The organism is Pseudomonas sp. MWU12-2037 (assembly GCF_023242345.1).
GTDB classification, from domain to species: domain Bacteria; phylum Pseudomonadota; class Gammaproteobacteria; order Pseudomonadales; family Pseudomonadaceae; genus Aquipseudomonas; species Aquipseudomonas gingeri_D.
In genome coordinates this window covers 20,253-38,523 of record NZ_JALLIZ010000030.1, presented here as the reverse complement: position 1 = coordinate 38,523, position 18,271 = coordinate 20,253, and the positions used below count along the sequence as shown (strand labels likewise).

18 protein-coding genes are annotated in these 18,271 nt (G+C 61.1%); 11 read left to right on the top strand and 7 right to left on the bottom strand.

Translation table 11 applies throughout. The features are described from left to right. Positions 1 to 36 precede the first annotated feature (36 nt). Positions 37 to 1,377 carry an MFS transporter gene (locus M5B42_RS30945; protein WP_248747955.1) on the top strand — a complete coding sequence of 447 codons (1,341 nt, stop codon included), beginning with the start codon at positions 37 to 39 and terminating at the stop codon, positions 1,375 to 1,377. A gap of 65 nt (positions 1,378 to 1,442) precedes the next feature. On the opposite strand, the gene M5B42_RS30940 is transcribed toward M5B42_RS30945, so the two are convergent. From M5B42_RS30940 to flgA, 4 genes are all read right to left on the bottom strand, one after another. Continuing rightward, positions 1,443 to 2,186 (bottom strand): flagellar brake protein, encoded by a 744-nt coding sequence (locus tag M5B42_RS30940; protein ID WP_103497244.1) that lies wholly within the window; start codon positions 2,184 to 2,186, stop codon positions 1,443 to 1,445. A gap of 95 nt (positions 2,187 to 2,281) precedes the next feature. Continuing rightward, the gene (locus M5B42_RS30935; protein ID WP_103497245.1) at positions 2,282 to 2,749 is read right to left on the bottom strand and encodes a flagellar protein FlgN; all 468 of its coding nucleotides are present in this window, start codon (positions 2,747 to 2,749) and stop codon (positions 2,282 to 2,284) included. A 48-nt stretch (positions 2,750 to 2,797) separates the two neighbouring features. After that, positions 2,798 to 3,118, bottom strand: a complete 321-nt coding sequence (flgM, locus tag M5B42_RS30930; protein WP_103497246.1) for a flagellar biosynthesis anti-sigma factor FlgM — start codon at positions 3,116 to 3,118, stop codon at positions 2,798 to 2,800. Between the two features lie 152 nt (positions 3,119 to 3,270). After that, the gene (gene flgA, locus M5B42_RS30925) at positions 3,271 to 4,032 is read right to left on the bottom strand and encodes a flagellar basal body P-ring formation chaperone FlgA (RefSeq protein ID WP_152741525.1); all 762 of its coding nucleotides are present in this window, start codon (positions 4,030 to 4,032) and stop codon (positions 3,271 to 3,273) included. Between the two features lie 80 nt (positions 4,033 to 4,112). On the opposite strand from flgA, the gene M5B42_RS30920 reads away from it, so the two are divergent. From M5B42_RS30920 to flgE, 6 genes are all read left to right on the top strand, one after another. Continuing rightward, entirely contained in the window at positions 4,113 to 5,039 is a 927-nt protein-coding gene (locus tag M5B42_RS30920) for a chemotaxis protein CheV (protein ID WP_103497248.1), read from the top strand. 54 nt (positions 5,040 to 5,093) lie between these two features. Continuing rightward, positions 5,094 to 5,921 carry a protein-glutamate O-methyltransferase CheR gene (gene cheR / locus M5B42_RS30915; RefSeq protein WP_152741524.1) on the top strand — a complete coding sequence of 276 codons (828 nt, stop codon included), beginning with the start codon at positions 5,094 to 5,096 and terminating at the stop codon, positions 5,919 to 5,921. Between the two features lie 240 nt (positions 5,922 to 6,161). Further along, a complete protein-coding gene (gene flgB, locus M5B42_RS30910) occupies positions 6,162 to 6,569 on the top strand; it encodes a flagellar basal body rod protein FlgB (protein WP_103497250.1) in 408 nt (135 codons plus the stop codon). Positions 6,570 to 6,572: 3 nt separating this feature from the next. Then, positions 6,573 to 7,016, top strand: coding sequence for a flagellar basal body rod protein FlgC (flgC, locus tag M5B42_RS30905; RefSeq protein ID WP_103497251.1), 444 nt, complete (start codon positions 6,573 to 6,575; stop codon positions 7,014 to 7,016). 15 nt (positions 7,017 to 7,031) lie between these two features. Beyond that, complete coding sequence (flgD, locus tag M5B42_RS30900) at positions 7,032 to 7,760, top strand: flagellar hook assembly protein FlgD (RefSeq protein WP_152741523.1); 729 nt, start codon at positions 7,032 to 7,034, stop codon at positions 7,758 to 7,760. A 31-nt stretch (positions 7,761 to 7,791) separates the two neighbouring features. Beyond that, positions 7,792 to 9,111: a flagellar hook protein FlgE gene (gene flgE / locus M5B42_RS30895; protein ID WP_103497253.1), complete on the top strand. Its 1,320-nt coding sequence runs from the start codon at positions 7,792 to 7,794 to the stop codon at positions 9,109 to 9,111. Between the two features lie 213 nt (positions 9,112 to 9,324). Here the strand turns inward: flgE and M5B42_RS30890 are convergent, their stop codons facing one another. Then, positions 9,325 to 12,225: a ribonucleoside-diphosphate reductase subunit alpha gene (locus tag M5B42_RS30890; protein ID WP_103497254.1), complete on the bottom strand. Its 2,901-nt coding sequence runs from the start codon at positions 12,223 to 12,225 to the stop codon at positions 9,325 to 9,327. Positions 12,226 to 12,242: 17 nt separating this feature from the next. Continuing rightward, positions 12,243 to 12,815 (bottom strand): hypothetical protein, encoded by a 573-nt coding sequence (locus M5B42_RS30885; RefSeq protein ID WP_177102087.1) that lies wholly within the window; start codon positions 12,813 to 12,815, stop codon positions 12,243 to 12,245. Positions 12,816 to 12,959: 144 nt separating this feature from the next. Here M5B42_RS30885 and M5B42_RS30880 point away from each other — a divergent pair, with 144 nt between their 5' ends. Further along, on the top strand, positions 12,960 to 13,682 hold the full coding sequence (locus tag M5B42_RS30880) for a response regulator (RefSeq protein WP_248747954.1): 723 nt from the start codon (positions 12,960 to 12,962) through the stop codon (positions 13,680 to 13,682). After that, the gene (locus tag M5B42_RS30875; RefSeq protein WP_103497256.1) at positions 13,679 to 15,289 is read left to right on the top strand and encodes an ATP-binding protein; all 1,611 of its coding nucleotides are present in this window, start codon (positions 13,679 to 13,681) and stop codon (positions 15,287 to 15,289) included. The genes M5B42_RS30880 and M5B42_RS30875 overlap by 4 nt, the downstream gene beginning before the upstream one ends. A 9-nt stretch (positions 15,290 to 15,298) precedes the next feature. Here the strand turns inward: M5B42_RS30875 and M5B42_RS30870 are convergent, their stop codons facing one another. After that, positions 15,299 to 16,024: a 4'-phosphopantetheinyl transferase gene (locus tag M5B42_RS30870; RefSeq protein WP_248747953.1), complete on the bottom strand. Its 726-nt coding sequence runs from the start codon at positions 16,022 to 16,024 to the stop codon at positions 15,299 to 15,301. A 218-nt stretch (positions 16,025 to 16,242) separates the two neighbouring features. Here M5B42_RS30870 and M5B42_RS30865 point away from each other — a divergent pair, with 218 nt between their 5' ends. Continuing rightward, the gene (locus tag M5B42_RS30865) at positions 16,243 to 16,920 is read left to right on the top strand and encodes a response regulator (protein ID WP_100944205.1); all 678 of its coding nucleotides are present in this window, start codon (positions 16,243 to 16,245) and stop codon (positions 16,918 to 16,920) included. Then, on the top strand, positions 16,917 to 18,263 hold the full coding sequence (locus M5B42_RS30860) for an ATP-binding protein (RefSeq protein WP_103497258.1): 1,347 nt from the start codon (positions 16,917 to 16,919) through the stop codon (positions 18,261 to 18,263). The genes M5B42_RS30865 and M5B42_RS30860 overlap by 4 nt, the downstream gene beginning before the upstream one ends. Positions 18,264 to 18,271 lie beyond the last annotated feature (8 nt).

Sequence of the window (18,271 nt, the reverse complement as noted above, 5' to 3'; positions counted from 1 at the left end):
CCCGATACCCTATTCAAGGAGCCGCTCGGAACGCCGATGCGCCAAATCTGGAAACCCTTTCGAGCACTGTATTTCGCCTCGCTGATGATGTTGATCGGCTCCGGCCTGCTGAGTACCTACCTGGCCCTGCGCCTGGCCGCCGAACATGTCGACAGCCTGTGGGTGGGTGCCTTGATGGCCGCCAACTACTTCGGCCTGGTGCTGGGCGGCAAGATCGGCCACCGGTTGATTGCCCGGGTCGGCCATATCCGCGCCTATGCCACCTGTGCCGGTATTGTCGGTGCGGCGGTGCTCGGCCATGGCTTGATCGACTGGTTGCCGGCCTGGCTGTTCCTGCGGATGATCGTGGGCCTGGGGATGATGTGCCAGTACATGGTCATCGAGAGCTGGCTCAACGAGCAGGCGGAAGCCAAGCAGCGCGGCGTGGTCTTCAGCGGCTACATGATTGCCTCCTACCTGGGGCTGATCCTCGGGCAGATGATCCTGGTCCTGCATCCGGCCCTGGGCCTGGAACTGCTGATGGCAGTGGCAATGTGCTTTGCCCTGTGCCTGGTGCCCGTGGCGATGACCCGGCGGATTCACCCTGCACCGCTGCATCCGGCGCCGCTGGAGCCGCGTTTCTTCATGAAGCGGGTGCCGCAGTCGCTGACCACCGTCCTGGGCGCCGGGATCATCGTCGGCTCCTTTTACGGCCTGGCCCCCTTGTATGCGTCCCAGCAGGGGCTTACCACTGAGCAGGTGGGTCTGTTCATGGGCTGCTGCATTTTCGCCGGTTTCCTGGTGCAGTGGCCGCTGGGCTGGATCTCGGATCGTTATGACCGGGCGGTGCTGATTCGCAGCATTGCCTTCTTGCTGGCGTTGGCCTCATTGCCCCTGGCAATCATGTCCCATGCGCCGCTGGAAGTGCTGTTCGCCTCGGGGTTCATGGTCTCCTTGCTGCAGTTCTGCCTGTATCCGCTGGCAGTGGCCTTTTCCAACGATCATATCGAAGGCGATCGCCGGGTCTCGCTGACGGCCATGCTGCTGATGACCTATGGCATAGGCGCCAGTATCGGGCCCTTGGTGGCGGGTGTGCTGATGAAACTGTTCGGTAGCCAGATGCTCTACGCGTTTTTCAGCTTCTTCGCCTTGATGCTGGTGTGGCGGATCCGACCGAAGGCGGTGACCAACCTGCATCAGGTCGAGGATGCGCCGCTGCAACACGTGGTCATGCCGGAAGCCATGTCGCCCCTTGGCGCGGCGCTTGACCCACGGGTCGATGAGCAGATCGTGCTGGATCAGATGTGTGACAGCGTCGTGCCGACACCCTCCGAGGCTGAGGTCGTGCCCGAGGTGGACGAGTCGGACCCGGAGCCGGCGCACAAGTCGAGCAACTGAAACGTTGAACGAAAAAAAACGGGCCACCTGATAAGGGTGGCCCGTTTTTTATGGCGACTGCTGGATCAGAAGTCGTCGTCTTTATCGAAGCGCCGCGCTTCACGCTGCAACTGATAGACGAAGCGCTCGACCTGGCGCTGGACCAGACCGCTCATGTTGTGGAAGCGCACGCCGGCGAAGGTGGTGTTGATCCTTTCCTCGAAGTGCAGGTGGCGCAGTTCCACGGGGGCGGTCATCGGGCCGAAGGGCAGGGCGGCAATAAAGCGCTCGTAGACCTGGCCCAGTTGCAGGCGGTCGGAAATATCGCCGTCGAAACGCAGTTTGCAACCGGTGGCGGAGATGTCCAGCAGTTTGCCGGTCAACGGCGCCTTGAGCTTTTCGCCACCCAGCTCGACATTGACCAGCGCGGCCAGCTTCAGGGCGGCACGGAAGGCATTGCGACGTTGGTGATAGACCACTTCATCGGGCATCGAGCCACGGTAGCAACCATTGGTCTCGTCGATGGTCATGGGTTGCGGCTGTTCCCAGGCGATTCGCACGCCCTCATGGAAACCTTCGACCCGGAATGGCTCGCCGGCCAACAGGAAGCGCTCGCCGTCGCGCGGCATCATTTCGTCCAGGGCCAGGGTGCCGGCTTCGCGGTTGACGTCGATCACAAAACTCTGGAAGCGCTGGCTGCGCTCATGAAAGGTGATGATCAGCGGGTCGTGACTTTCCTGCAGCATCCGCAGGTTGGCGGAAATTTCCAGAGGCGTGCTAAGCACCTTGGGTGGCTGCGGAGCATCATCCGCGCTTGGGGCATTGGACACGGTTCATCAATCTCCAGACAAAATACAACTGCACGCAAGAGCTAGCATTTTGCCAGCATGTTGCGCGCCTTGATAGAGCACGCGCAAGGCCCGGTTCAAGCCTGACTGAGCGGGCGCGGTTTCATGGACCTGGCCGTTGAGCCGCGCGCATCATAGAGGGCGGGTGTTTCACCGCCGGTCAGGATCTTCAACTGGTTTGCGGTGGTTGCTTGCTGAACCTGGATATTACGACCGTTGAGCTCGTTGGCGGTCTGGCAATCGGCCAGCAACTGGGTCAACACATCGCTCTGACTCAGCAATTGCTCACCAATACTGGACTGCGCGGCGAGTTGTTCCAGGCCTGCACGGTTGGTGGGCAAATTGAGGCCGGCGAGTAGCTGGCTACGCTTGCGGCCATGCTGTTCCAGCAGAACGATCAGCGCTTGCTTGCGCGCCAGAATTTCTTCCAGCTCGAGCATATTGCGACCATGGAGCGCCAGGGATTCGGCGCGCAGCAACTCAAGCAGGTCTTGAGCGGGGGCAAAATCATCGGTGATCAGTTGCAGCAGAGTGGTGTCGTGCATGGCTGGCCTTGGTTTTTAAGCGTCCAAAAGCCTGACGCAGGCCGGAGCCTAGCGTTGGGCTTCGAAGTTGAGCAATTTGCTGGCGACGCGGTTGCTGTCGACTTTGTAGCTGCCATCGGCAACCGCCTGCTTCAACTCGGCCACGCGGGCGCTGTTGACAACAGGTTGGTCGCGCAGCTTGTCAGTGACTTGTTGCAACTGCTGAGCCTCATTACTGAGGTGTACCGATTCCCCGCTCTGGCTGACGGAGGCGGCCGGAGTACTCACGGACGCGGATTTGCCGGAGCCGTCGGCTTCCTTGCTGGCGCTGGTGCGCGTACTGCCTGTCAGTGACGGGGGGTTATTCAAACGACTGAAATCGATGACCATGATGAAAAAAACCTCTGGGTATTTGGACGCTTGCCTTGTTTTCGGCCATACCCGGAAAAACTTTAGGCTCAGATAAGAATGAGCCGGCACGTGTTGGCGGTGCGCCTTGGTGCAGCACAGTTTAGGAAAAGCTGCGGCTTAGCGCCAGTTCTCTACAACGCGACTTCCACCTGTCCCGGCCCGGTCACCCGTGCCTTGATCACCCGTTGGGAGTTCAGGTTCTTGATCCTGATCTGTTCGTTCAGGCCGCCATTGGACAAGGCCTCACCCGGCATCTTGACCACCAGGCCACCGCTTGTCGCGCTGATGACCACCTGATCGCCCTTGCGAACCACCTCGGCCTGCTCCAGATGAACCAGGGTGATGACCTGATCCATGACCATTGGTCGGACAAGTTTCTGCCCGATGGCCTCATCCGTGGACGTCAGGAAGCCCTGGCCGGCCAGGCTGATGTCGCGCTCGCGCAGGGTGACATCGCCGGGCTCAATGATTCCGGCGCGTTTCAACGGGCGCGTGGTGACCACCACATTGCGGAACAGCTTGACCTGGGCCGGCACGAACACGGTCCAGGGCGAGCTGCCTTCACAGCGGACCTTGACCGTGACCCGGCCAATCGGCGTGGCCGGGCTTTCCAGGTTGGCTGTCAATTCCTTGTCGCAAGCCGCCATGCGCAGGCGCGGGTCGAGCTGGTTGACCTGGATTTCGTAGCGTCCTTCGGTTTGACTGGTAGCCAGATAGTCTTCTACCGTGAACTCAAGAAAGCCTTGGGTCACGCCGATAAGCTGATCAGGCAGGGTCGCCGAGTCGGCAAAGGCAGGGCCGCCGGGGTTCAGACTGCATAAAACCGCCAAGACCCAGAGCAATCTGCGGTACTGTGATGTCAGGCGTCGAAAAAATGTCGTTTGTGCTTTCATAACAGTATAAAAAGCAAGGCTCGTGCCGTTTAATGCTGAATAGGCGTCGGATCATGAAGCTTGTGTGAGAGGTGGCTGGCATGGCGGGTGTAATGGATTCGGTGAACCAGCGTACGCAACTGGTCGGGCAGAATCGCCTCGAGTTGTTGTTGTTTCGTCTGGACGGTCAGCAGTTGTATGGGATCAACGTGTTCAAGGTGCGGGAGGTGCTGCAGTGCCCCAAGCTGACCCTGATGCCCAAATCCAGCCCGGTGGTCTGTGGCGTGGCGAATATCCGTGGGGCAACCATTCCCATCCTGGATCTGGCGATGGCCACCGGGGCGGGCGGTCTCAAGGATCAAAGTAATCCGTTTGTGATCATTACCGAGTACAACACCAAGACCCAGGGTTTCCTGGTGAAGTCGGTGGAGCGCATCGTCAACATGAACTGGGAAGAGATCCATCCGCCGCCCAAGGGCACCGGACGCGATCACTACCTGACCGCGGTGACCCGGATCGACAACCAGTTGGTGGAAATCATCGACGTGGAGAAAATCCTCGCCGAAGTCTCGCCGACTTCCGAATCCATCTCCCACGGGGTGGTCGATGTCGAGACCCAGGCCAAGGCGATTTCCATGCGGGTGCTGACGGTGGATGACTCCTCGGTGGCGCGCAAGCAGGTTACGCGTTGCCTGCAGACCGTGGGCGTGGAAGTGGTGGCGTTGAACGACGGCCGGCAGGCGCTTGATTACCTGCGTAAGCTGGTCGAGGAGGGCAAGAAGCCGGAAGAGGAATTTCTGATGATGATTTCCGACATCGAAATGCCTGAAATGGATGGCTACACTCTGACGGCCGAGATCCGCAACGACCCACGCATGCAAAAACTTCACATCATCCTGCATACTTCCTTGTCAGGGGTCTTTAATCAGGCAATGGTCAAGAAGGTCGGCGCCGATGATTTCCTGGCCAAGTTCCGACCCGATGACCTGGCAGCCCGGGTAGTGGGGCGGATCAAGGCAGCAGAATAAGCGATCAGGGACCTCCGTTCCTGGCGGTACGAACGATTGTAGAGGCGGCATCATTTGTCTACGGGTAATTTGGATTTCGAACAGTTCCGGGTCTTCCTGGAAAAGGCCTGTGGCATCCTGCTGGGTGAAAACAAGCAGTATCTGGTTTCCAGCCGTCTCAATAAACTGATGGAGCAGCAAGGGCTCAAATCCCTTGGCGAGCTGGTCCAGCGCATCCAGACCCAGCCTCGCAGCGGTTTGCGCGAGCAGGTGGTGGATGCCATGACCACCAACGAAACCTTGTGGTTTCGCGACACCTACCCCTTCGAGGTCCTGAAGAACAAGGTGTTGCCGGAAATGATCAAGGCCAGTCCCGGCCAGCGTCTGCGGATCTGGTCGGCGGCGTGTTCGTCGGGGCAGGAACCCTATTCGATCTCGATGTCGATCGATGAGTTCGAGCGGACCAACATGGGCCAGCTCAAGGGCGGTGCGCAGATTGTCGCCACCGACCTGTCCGGACTGATGCTCACCAACTGCAAAAGCGGTGAGTACGACAGCCTGGCGATTGGCCGCGGCCTGTCGCCCGAGCGCCTGCAACGCTTCTTCGACCCCAAGGGGCCGGGACGCTGGGCGATCAAGGCGCCGATCCGCAGTCGCGTGGAGTTTCGTTCGTTCAACCTGTTGGACAGCTATGCGAGCCTGGGCAAGTTCGACATCGTGTTCTGTCGCAACGTATTGATCTACTTTTCCGCCGAAGTGAAAAAAGACATCCTGCTGCGTATCCACGGCACCCTGAAGCCGGGTGGCTATTTGTACCTCGGGGCCTCGGAAGCCCTGAACGGTCTGCCGGACCATTACCAGATGGTGCAATGCAGTCCGGGGATCATCTACCAGGCCAAGTAAGGCGCCAAGCCTCACACAAAACGGGAACCCCAATGGGGTTCCCGTTTTTTTTACGGCGCTTTTGCCGCTTTACCGGCATCCGGCGGAAATGCCTTGCCGCTTTTCTGGCATTGCCGCCCGCCACCTGCCCGCAAGCCCTTGATTTGCTTGCATCGAGAAATTGGCATGGGCCTTGCTTTGTCTCTTGCAACGAAAAGCCTGTTCCACAAAATCAGGTCAACCCGCTAAAGGTTTCCCGACATGAGCATCAACTTCGATAAAGCGCTCGGCATTCATGAGCAAGCACTGGCCTTCCGCGCCCAGCGCGCCGAAGTTCTGGCGAACAACATCGTCAACGCCGATACCCCGAACTACAAGGCGCGGGACATGGACTTTTCCTCGGTGCTCGCTGAACAGAGTGACAAGGCCAAGAACGGCAGTTTTGCGTTGAACACCACCAACAGCCGCCATATCGAAGCTGAAGGCCTGAGCAACGGCGACGCCGCATTGCAATACCGCACACCGACGCAGCCGTCGCTGGACCAGAACACCGTGGATGCGCAGATCGAGCAATCGAACTATGCGCAGAACTCGGTCGATTTCCAGGCCAGCTTCACCCTGCTGAACGCACGATTCAAAGGGCTGGTTTCAGCCCTGCGTGGAGAATAAGTCATGTCCCTAGCCAGTGTTTTCAACATTGCCGGTACCGGCATGAGTGCCCAGACCACTCGCCTGAACACCGTCGCCAGTAACATCGCCAACGCCGATACCGTCTCCTCGAGCATGGACCAGACCTATCGCGCCCGGCATCCGGTGTTCGCCACCATGTTCCAGAACGGCCAGGGCCAGACTGACAACTCGCTGTTCCAGAACCAGGACGGGGCGGGTGCCGGCGTGCAGGTCACGGGCGTGGTCGAGGACCCCAGCAACCTTGAAGCCCGTTATGAGCCGAACCATCCGGCCGCTGACGCCAATGGGTATGTCTACTACCCCAACGTCAACGTGGTTCAGGAAATGGCCGACATGATTTCCGCCAGCCGCTCGTTCCAGACCAACGCGGACATTATGACCACCGCCAAAACCATGATGCAGAAGGTCCTGACCCTCGGTCAGTGATAAAGGGCGATTCCTATGACGGTTTCCAGCACCCCCTCAAGTGGCAACTCTGCACTTGATACGATCATTTCCAACTCCCAGACGGCGAACACTGGCAGTACGGATGCGTTGGGCAATGCCATCAGCAGCGCCGCCGGCGGCCAGGCCCTGGGCAAGGACGCGTTCCTGCAATTGCTGGTCACCCAGTTGAAGAACCAGGACCCGCTCAACCCCCAGGACAACAGCGCCTTCGTCGCGCAGTTGGCCCAGTTCAGCAGCCTGGAAGGTATCCAGACGCTCAACACCAGCGTGAACAATATTGCCAGCTCCTTCACCTCGTCCCAGGCGCTGCAGGCCTCGTCGATGGTCGGGCGTTCGGTCATCGTGCCGACCAGCCAGGCGGTGGTCGATACCAGCAAGACCTTCACGGGGACGGCAACAGTTCCGAGCTCGGTCAGCGATGTGACCCTGAAGATCAGCGATTCCACTGGCAAAGTGGTCCGCACCATCGACATGGGCTCGCAGGCGGCCGGTAATGCCGCCTTTGCCTGGGACGGCAAGGACGATTCCGGCACCTTGCTCTCCAGCGGTACCTACACCTTTGCTGCCACCGCGCCGATCAGTGGCACGGCCACGGCGCTCACGACCAACCTGCCGGCGACGGTCAGCAGCGTGACCCTGGGTCAGAACGGCGGCGAAATGATGCTCAACCTGGCGGGCCTGGGCAGTATTGCTCTGTCCAAAGTCCAGACCATTGGCCTGTAAGAGCCGACCAACACGAAGTAAGGAGTGAACCATGTCTTTCAATATCGGTTTGAGCGGTCTCTCTGCGGCCAGCAAGCAACTTGACGTCACCGGCAACAACATTGCCAACGTCAACACCACCGGCTTCAAGTCGTCCCGTGCGGAATTTGCCGACGTGTACTCGGCGACCAAGCTGGGTACGGGCTCCAAGAGCGTCGGTAACGGTGTGAACCTGGCCAACGTCTCGCAGAACTTCGGCAACGGCGGCATGGACAGCACCGGCAACGTGCTGGACATGGGCGTGCAGGGCAACGGCTTCTTCGTCCTGAGCAGCAACGGCTCGCTGAGCTACACCCGTGCCGGTACCTTCAAGACCGACAAGGACGGCTACGTCACCAACACCGACGGCACCGCGAAACTGCAAGGTTTTGCCGCCGATGCCAACGGCAACATCATTCCGGGTGTGCTGACCAACTTGCGGATCGACACCTCCAACCTGTCGCCGCAGACCACTACCCAGATCGGTTCGACGATCAACCTTGACTCCAAGTCGGCAGTGATCAGCGTACCATTTGATCCCGCGACGACTTCGACCTATACCAAGCCGTTCAGCACCACTATCTATGACACCCAGGGTAACTCCCACTCCCTGGACCAGTATGCGGTCAAGACCGGTGCCAATACCTGGAACGTCTATTCGTTGATCGACGGTCGCAACCCGAACGGTACGGCGCCGACGATTGCAACCGTTCCGCCTACCGTTCCGCCGGCAGCAACTGACCCTGTCCCGGTGGCTGTGACCTTTGACTCTTCGGGCAAGTTGGCAAGCATCGGCGGTAGCGCCACCGCGACCAGCATCACGGTGACCGGTTGGGTGCCTGGCACAGTGACCGCGGGCGTCTTCACACCGAACGGTGCGTCAGCCAATGCCGCCGGCATTGCCGTCGACTTTTCGAAAACCACCCAGTTCAATGCTGATACAGCTCGTAACAACATCACCAACGACGGTTATGCCACTGGCCAGATCACCGACGTCACCATCGATGCCTCTGGTGTGATCTCCGCCAACTTCAGTAACCAGCAGCACAAGGCGATCGGCCAGGTGGCCCTGGCTACCTTCACCAATGAGCAAGGTCTGCAGGCGGTCGGTGGTACCAGTTGGAAACAGACGTTCTCGTCCGGCCAGCCAGCCTTTGACGGCGGTGCGGTCGGCACCAACGGTTCGATCCTTTCCGGTTCCCTGGAAGCCTCGAACGTGAACCTCACCAGCGAGCTGGTGGACCTGATCAAGGGCCAGAGCTACTACCAGGCGAACGCCAAGACCATCTCCACCCAGAGCTCCATCATGCAGACCATTATCCAGATGGCGTGATGCGGCTTAGCTGAAAACGCTTGGCAAGAAAGCCCCTTGAATGGGGCTTTTTTGTGCCTGCGATCTTGCCCGTGAAAGCTTTTGGCGGCCGTGAGGGCACCATTGCCGGCAAGCTGGCTCCTACAAAAAGGCAGACAAAAGAAAACCCCCGCCAGGCCCAGGGCCTGACGGGGGTTTCTCAACCCGCGCGGTAAGGCGCGGGTCTGGCTCAGCTTATTGGCAAGCTTCGCAATCCGGCTCGTCGATCGCACAGGCCTTTGGCACTGGCGCCGGGCCGGCTGGCGCGGTAGGTGCCGCCAGGACCGAATCGTCGCCGTGGTTGCCGCCGCTGGAAACAGCGTTCAGCTTGCCGGTGTTGATGGTCGACTTCTCGGTGCTGGTCGCGGCCAGGGCACGGAGGTAGTAGGTGGTCTTCAGACCACGGTACCAGGCCATGCGGTAGGTCACGTCGAGTTTCTTGCCCGAAGCACCGGCGATGTACAGGTTCAGCGACTGCGCCTGGTCGATCCACTTCTGGCGACGGCTGGCGGCATCGACGATCCACTTGGTTTCCACTTCGAACGCGGTCGCATACAGCTCTTTGAGCTCTTGCGGAATGCGTTCGATCTGCTGCACGGAACCGTCGTAGTACTTCAGGTCGTTGATCATGACCGAGTCCCACAGACCGCGAGCCTTCAGGTCGCGAACCAGGTACGGGTTGATCACGGTGAATTCGCCCGACAGGTTCGATTTCACATACAGGTTCTGGTAGGTCGGTTCGATCGACTGCGAAACGCCAGTGATGTTGGCGATGGTCGCGGTCGGTGCGATGGCCATGATGTTGGAGTTACGAATGCCTTTCTGTACACGGGCGCGAACCGGTGCCCAGTCCAGGCTTTCGGTCAGGTCGACATCGATGTACTTCTGGCCACGGGACTCGATCAGGATCTGTTGCGAATCCAGCGGCAGGACGCCCTTGGACCACAGCGAACCCTGGAACGTCTCGTAGGCGCCACGCTCGTCGGCCAGGTCGCAGGACGCCTGGATCGCGAAGTAGCTGACCGCTTCCATGGACTTGTCGGCGAAGTCGACGGCGGCATCCGAACCGTAAGGGATGTGCTGCAGGTACAGCGCATCCTGGAAACCCATGATGCCCAGGCCGACCGGACGGTGCTTGAAGTTGGAGTTCTTCGCTTGCGGCACCGAGTAGTAGTTGATGTCGATCACGTTGTCGAGCATGCGCACGGCGGTGTTCACGGTGCGTTGCAGCTTGGCCTTGTCCAGCTGGCCGTTGACGATGTGGTTCGGCAGGTTGATCGAGCCCAGGTTGCAGACGGCGATCTCGTCCTTGTTGGTGTTCAAGGTGATCTCGGTGCACAGGTTCGAGCTGTGCACCACGCCCACGTGTTGCTGCGGGCTGCGCAGGTTGCACGGGTCCTTGAAGGTCAGCCATGGGTGGCCGGTTTCGAACAACATGGACAGCATCTTGCGCCACAGGTCCTTGGCCTGGACGACCTTGAACAACTTGATCTTGTTGTACTCGGTCAGGGCTTCGTAGTACTCGTAGCGCTCTTCGAAAGCCTTGCCGGTCAGGTCGTGCAGGTCCGGCACTTCCGATGGCGAGAACAGGGTCCACTTGCCGTCATCGAAGACGCGCTTCATGAACAGGTCAGGGATCCAGTTGGCGGTGTTCATGTCGTGGGTACGACGACGATCATCACCGGTGTTCTTGCGCAGCTCGATGAACTCTTCAATGTCCATGTGCCAGGTTTCCAGGTAGGCACAGACCGCGCCCTTGCGCTTGCCGCCCTGGTTGACCGCTACGGCGGTGTCGTTGACCACTTTGAGGAACGGCACGACGCCCTGGGATTTGCCGTTGGTGCCCTTGATGTACGAACCCAGTGCGCGCACCGGCGTCCAGTCGTTGCCCAGGCCACCGGCGAATTTCGACAGCATGGCGTTGTCGTGGATCGCGTGGTAGATGCCCGACAGGTCGTCCGGCACGGTGGTCAGGTAGCAGCTCGACAGCTGTGGACGCAGGGTGCCGGCGTTGAACAGGGTCGGGGTCGATGCCATGTAGTCGAAGGACGACAACAGGTTGTAGAACTCGATGGCACGCTCTTCACGTTGTTTCTCTTCGATCGCCAGGCCCATGGCCACGCGCATGAAGAAGATCTGTGGCAGTTCGAAACGCACGCCGTCCTTGTGGATGAAGTAACGGTCGTACAGGGTCTGCAGGCCCAGGTAGGTGAACTGCTGGTCGCGCTCGTGGTTGATCGCCTTGCCGAGCTTTTCCAGGTCGAACTCGGCCAGGACCGGGTTCAGCAGTTCGAATTCGATACCCTTGGCGATGTAGGACGGCAGGGCCTTGGCGTACAGCTCGGCCATTTCGTGGTGGGTGGCGCTGTCGGCGACTTCGAGGAAGCTCAGGCCTTCGGCACGCAGGGTGTCCATCAGCAGGCGAGCGGTCACGAAGGAGTAGTTCGGCTCGCGCTCCACCAGGGTCCGGGCGGTCATCACCAGGGCGGTGTTGACGTCTTTCAGGGCTACGCCGTCGTAGAGGTTCTTCAGGGTTTCGCGCTGGATCAGGTCGCCGTCGACTTCTTCCAGACCTTCGCAGGCTTCAGTGACGATGGTGTTCAGGCGACCCATGTCCAGTGGCGCGACGCTGCCGTCGGCGCGGGTGATGCGGATCGACGGGTGAGCGTTGACCGGCTCTTCGGAAGGGGCGCGGATGGCGCGTTCCTTGGCCCGCGAATCACGGTAGATCACATAGTCACGGGCGACTTTCTGTTCGCCGGCACGCATCAGGGCCAGTTCGACCTGGTCCTGGATTTCTTCGATGTGGATGGTGCCGCCCGAAGGCATGCGCCGTTTGAAGGTCGCGGTGACCTGTTCGGTCAGGCGGGCAACGGTGTCGTGGATGCGCGACGAGGCGGCGGCGGTGCCGCCTTCAACTGCGAGGAACGCTTTGGTGATGGCGACGGTGATCTTGTCATCGGTATAAGGAACGACAGTGCCGTTACGCTTGATCACGCGCAGTTGGCCCGGCGCGGTGGCGGACAGATCCAGATTCGAATCGGCGGCCTGCGGCACGGTGCCTTGCGGGTTCTCGCGAGTTGTGTCGGTTTGCATGGGTGTCTCCACGTTCTCTATGTTTGTTTGGGCACCATGAAGGTGCCCACCGTTCTGTCCTGAAGCACTACAACCGAACGATGTCGGGCATAACCACTTCGGGACAGGGGAAGAGGGCTTTCGGGCGCCGCTTCCTTGCCGAAGTTTGCAACGCTGCGGGTCGCTGACCCGAAACGGTATTCCTGATGGGTGACAGTTTTGTCCTGCAACACCCGTACCGTTTTCCCACGCAAGAAGGAAGAACGGCTGCCATCCGCGTATGCGGTTTGGGCTTTCAAATCGGTGTTTAGTTCAACCCCGCGGATGCAAGAAAAGAGCTTGAGTTCCTGACGCGAAATGTGGTTGGGGATTTTGGGCGAAAACCCTACATGTTGGGTTTTTTTGCTGCCGAGATACAAGATAATGCGTTTTGGGGGATGATTGCAATGTACTGCCTGTGGATAAATCTGTGCGTAATTTGTGTATGAAAGCCTGAAACCGCGCGTAGGCCGCGGCAGGCCGGGATTACGCCGCCTGTCATTGTTTTTTACCGCTGCGGACCACGTGCGTGGATTTTTGCGGGCGCGAACCCTATCACAAAAAAAGCCCATGACCGAGCGCGAATCCTGACGTGTGTGCGATGACCCGGTCGTTGCTACAATCGGCCGGCCTTACCCTTTCTATATCCGCCTGAATCATGACAAAAAGACGGGCGGAGCCTTTCAACGCTGAACATTTGCACGCAGAGGTCGCCCGTGGAGCAAGCCTGGCAGGTATTGATAGTCGAGGATGACCAGCGTCTGGCCGAGTTGACTCGCGAGTATCTGGAGAGCAACGGCTTGCGGGTCTCCATCGAGGGCAACGGTGCCCGGGCCGCCGCGCGGATTATCGCCGAGCAGCCCGACCTGGTGATTCTCGACCTGATGCTGCCCGGCGAGGATGGCCTGAGCATCTGCCGCAAGGTGCGCGAGCGCTACGACGGGGTGATCCTGATGCTGACCGCGCGCACCGACGACCTCGACCAGATCCAGGGGTTGGACCTGGGGGCCGATGATTATGTCTGCAAGCCGGTGCGCCCGCGCCTGTTGCTGGCACGGATCCGCGCGCTGCTGCGGCGCGGCGAGCCGCTCCAGGGCGCGGCCGAGGAAAAGGTCCGGCGCCTGCGGTTCGGCCCGCTGCTGATCGACAACGCCTTGCGCGAGGCCTGGCTGAGCGGGGCGGGGATCGAGCTGACCAGTGCCGAGTTCGATCTGCTCTGGCTGCTGGTGGCGAATGCCGGGCGGATCCTCTCGCGGGAAGAAATCTTCACCGCCTTGCGCGGCATCGGTTATGACGGCCAGGACCGCTCCATCGATGTGCGTATTTCGCGCATCCGCCCGAAAATCGGCGATGACCCCGAGCACCCGCGGCTGATCAAGACCGTTCGCAGCAAAGGCTATCTATTTGTCCCTGAAGCGTTCGCAGACCTGCCGTCGTGAACTCGATCTTCCTGCGCATCTACGGTGGCATGTGTGCCGCCCTGGTGCTGGTGGCGTTGCTCGGGGTGCTGGCCCTGCACCTGCTCAACCAGGTGCGCGGCGAGCAATACCGCGAGCACCTGGCCCATGGCACCTTCTCGCTGATGGCCGACAACCTGCGGCCGATGGACGAAATCGAGCGCCGTCGGGCCCTGGCGATATGGGAGCGACTGCTGGGTATTCCACTGTCCTTGCAGCCGCTGGCCGATGTGCACCTGGATCTCGGCCAGCGCACCCGGGTGCTGCGCGGCCAGGCCCTGGTGGAACAGACCGGGCCTTATGCGGCGAAGATCTATCGATTGCTCAGTGACTCGGAGCAGTTGGTATTAACAGGCGAGGTCCAGCAGATCAGCGAGCAGTTGGCCCGGGCGACCATCTACCTGTTGGCCGACGAACTGGTGCGCTACCCCGATGCCGAGCAGCCGGCACGCCTGGCGGCGCTCAAACGTGACAAGGGCTTTGGTTTCGACATGAAGCTGGTCACCCCGGACCAGGCCGATATGGATGAAGACCAGCGCCGGCGGATCAGCGAAGGCGACACGGTCATGGCCCTGGGCAAGGGCGGCGATTCGATCCGGGTGTTTGCCGGACTGTCCGGTACGCCCTGGGTCCTGGAAATCGGTCCGCTTTACCAGATGAACCCCTATCCGGCGCAATGGCTGGTGTTGATTGCCGTGCTCGGCTTGAGCCTGATCGGCCTGATCGTCTACCTGCTGGTGCGACAGTTGGAACGGCGCCTGCGCGCAGTGGAGTCGGCGGCCACGCGGCTGGCCCAGGGCAATCTGGAAACCCGCGTGCCGGCCGCTGGCGCGGACTCCATCGGACGCCTGGCCGCGGCATTTAATGGCATGGCCGAGCACTTGCAACGCTCGCTGATGATCCAGCGCGAATTGGTGCGAGCGGTGTCCCACGAACTGCGCACGCCGGTGGCGCGCCTGCGTTTCGGCCTGGAAATGATTGGCGATGCGCAGACGCCCGAGGCGCGGCACAAGTATATGGAAGGCATGGACGGCGATATCCAGGACCTCGACCGGCTGGTGGACGAGATGCTGACCTACGCCCGGCTGGAGCAAGGCACCCCGGCGTTGAGTTTCCAGCGGATCGACCTCAGTGCCCTGGTCGACCAGGTGATCGGCGAGCTGGCACCGTTGCGGGTGGAGGTGCGGGTGACGCGCGGGCTGTGCTTTCCGTTGGCCGCCGGGGACGAGGTGTGGGTCGAGGCCGAGCCGCGTTACCTGCACCGGGCCTTGCAGAACCTGGTCAGCAACGCGATGCGCCATGCGCAGTCGCAGGTCTGCATCAGCTACCAGGTCGGGCCCTTGCGTTGTCGGGTGGATGTCGAGGATGACGGCCCCGGCGTGCCGGAAAGTGCCTGGGAGCGGATCTTCACGCCGTTCATGCGCCTGGATGACAGCCGGACCCGGGCTTCGGGCGGGCATGGCCTGGGGTTGTCCATCGTGCGTCGGATCATCCACTGGCACGACGGCCGGGCGCTGATCGGCAAGAGCCAGTTGCTTGATGGCGCGTGCTTCAGCCTGAGCTGGCCGCGTTATCAGGACAAGGCCTGACGCGGCGGTTCACACCGGGATGGCGACCAGGCTCAGCAATTGCCCGTCATGCAGGCCGAACTGCGCCTGCAACTCTGTGCCATGGCACCATTCACTGGACAGGTCGGTCAGCAGGCGCAAACGCACCTGCCCACTGATATCCCACTCCAGCACTTCGGCGTGCTCGAAGTAAAAGCGTTTGTGCACCAGCGGGTAGAGCGCCTTGAACAGGCTTTCCTTGACCGAGAAGGTCAGGGTCACCAGCAGGGCGATCTGCTCGGCGGAACCTGCGGCCATGCGCTGCATTTCCGCCGGAATCAGGATTTCGCCGGCCAGTCGCTCGGCTCGTTCTGCGCTCAGCAGGTCTTCCAGGTCTATCCCCAGGCCCCGCCAGTGGGATTTAGGCGCGACGATGGCGGCGGCGCGGCCGGTGCCATGGGTGATGGAGCCGGTGATATGGGCCGGCCAGATCGGCGCACGGTCCTCACCGATGGCCGGAACGCTGTCGGTACCGTCCAACTGCCGCAGGGCGGCGCGGGCACAGAGGCGCCCGGCGAGGAATTCGGCCTGGCGCTTGGCCACCGAGCGCTGAATACTGGCCGGCGGATCGATGCGGCTGCGCTGGAAGTCGTCCGCGGCGAGCTGCGACGGGTTGAATCGGGTGCTGAGCAAGACGCTATGGGCCAGAGCCTCGGGCAACGGCCAATGGGCGTCGAGGGGCGTGCAGCAAACGGGCAGGGCGGGGAGGTTGTTCATGGTGGGCATTTTGCCGGGTTGGAACGGTGCTTTCCAGAGCCGATTCCCTGGTCCATCCAAATGTGTTCAGGGGGAGTTCAGGGCCACTTGTTTACTCTGTAACAATGATGATGCGCAAATCTGCTCCTGGCCGGTCGGCCGTGTCTTTCATGAAACACTTTGGCTGAACTGAGTTACCGTTATGGGCGAAGCGATGCCGGTAGCGTTGGGAGAGCATTATGAAATTGCTGGTGGTAGAAGACGAGGCGTTGTTGCGCCATCACTTGCAGACCCGCTTGAGCGACAGTGGTCATGTGGTCGAGGCGGTGGGCAATGCCGAAGAGGCGCTGTACCAGACCGAGCAGTTCCATCATGACCTAGCGGTGATCGATCTCGGCCTGCCGGGCATGGGCGGACTGGACCTGATCCGCCAACTGCGCTCGCGCGGCAAGGTTTTCCCGATCCTGATCCTCACCGCGCGTGGCAACTGGCAGGACAAGGTCGAAGGCCTGGCCGCCGGTGCCGACGACTATCTGGTCAAGCCCTTCCAGTTCGAGGAACTGGAGGCGCGGATGAATGCCTTGCTGCGGCGCTCCAGCGGTTTCACCCAGTCGACCATCACCGCCGGCCCCCTGCTGCTGGACCTCAATCGCAAGCAGGCCTCCCTCGACGACCAGCCCCTGGCGCTGACGGCCTACGAATACCGGATTCTCGAATACCTGATGCGTCACCACCAGCAGGTGGTGGCCAAGGATCGCCTGATGGAGCAGTTGTACCCGGACGACGACGAGCGTGATCCGAATGTGATCGAGGTACTGGTCGGGCGCTTGCGGCGCAAGCTGGAAGGGCCGGTCGGGTTCAAACCTATCGATACCGTGCGGGGCCTGGGCTACCTGTTCAACGAGCGCTGCCGGTGATTCGTTCGCTACGGGTGCGGCTGATGCTGGCCGCCACCATCCTGGCGATATTGTTCATGTTGGCCTTGTTGCCGGCGATGCAGGGGGCGTTCAGCCTGGCCCTGCAGGATTCCATCGAGCAACGCCTGGCTTCTGATGTGACCACGCTGATTTCCGCGGCGCGCATCGAAAAACAGAAACTGCAGATGCCCGATCTGCTCCCCGACGAGCGATTCAACCTGCCCGATAGCCGCCTGCTGGGTTATATCTTCGACCGCGACGGGCGCCTGGTCTGGCGTTCGCGGGCAACCCAGGAAGAGCATATCAACTACCGTCCGCGGTATGACGGGCGCGGCAACGAGTTCGCGAAAATCCGCGAGGACAACGGCAACGAGTTCTTCGTCTACGACGTCGAGGTCAAGTTGCTCGGCGGCAAGAGCGCCGCCTACAGCTTTGTCGCCCTGCAGCCGATGCGCGAATACAACATGACCCTGGCCGGCCTGCGGGAAAAACTCTACCTGGGCTTCGGCGCGGCCTTGTCCGTGCTGCTGGCCCTGCTCTGGCTCGGCCTGACCTGGGGCCTGCGCGCGTTGCGGCGGTTGAGCCAGGAACTGGACCAGATCGAGAGCGGCGAACTGGAAAGCCTCAGCGAGGAGCATCCGCGGGAACTGCTGCGCCTGACCGGTTCCCTCAACCGCTTGTTGCGCAGCGAGCGCGAACAGCGCAGCCGTTATCGCGATTCCCTGGACGATCTGGCCCACAGCCTGAAAACTCCCCTGGCGGTTCTGCAAGGGGTCAGCGAGGGGATGGCGCAGCGGCCCCAGGATCGCGATCAGGCCCGGGTCCTGCAGAGCCAGATCGAACGGATGAACCAGCAGATCAGCTATCAGTTGCAGCGCGCCAGCCTGCGCAAGAGCGGTCTGGTCCGGCATCAGGTCGAACTGCGCCCGGTGCTCGACAGTCTGTGCAGCACCCTGGACAAGGTCTATCGCGACAAACAGGTGGTGGTCGCCATCGATGTGCCGCAGTTCAGTCATGTGCCGATCGAGCAGGGGGCGTTGCTGGAACTGTTGGGCAACCTGTTGGAGAACGCCTACCGCCTGTGTCTGGGCAAGGTGCGGGTCAGCCTGCGCCGAGGTTTGCAGGGCATCGAGGTGTATGTCGAGGACGACGGGCCGGGGGTGCCACCCGACCAGCGGGCGCGTGTTCTGCAACGTGGCGAGCGCCTGGACCGCCAGCACCCGGGGCAGGGCATCGGCCTGGCGGTGGTCCAGGACATCATCCAGAGCTACGACGCCGAGATGACCCTGGGGGATTCGACCCTGGGGGGCGCATCGTTCCGCATTCATTTCCCGCCGCAATAACCGCCGGG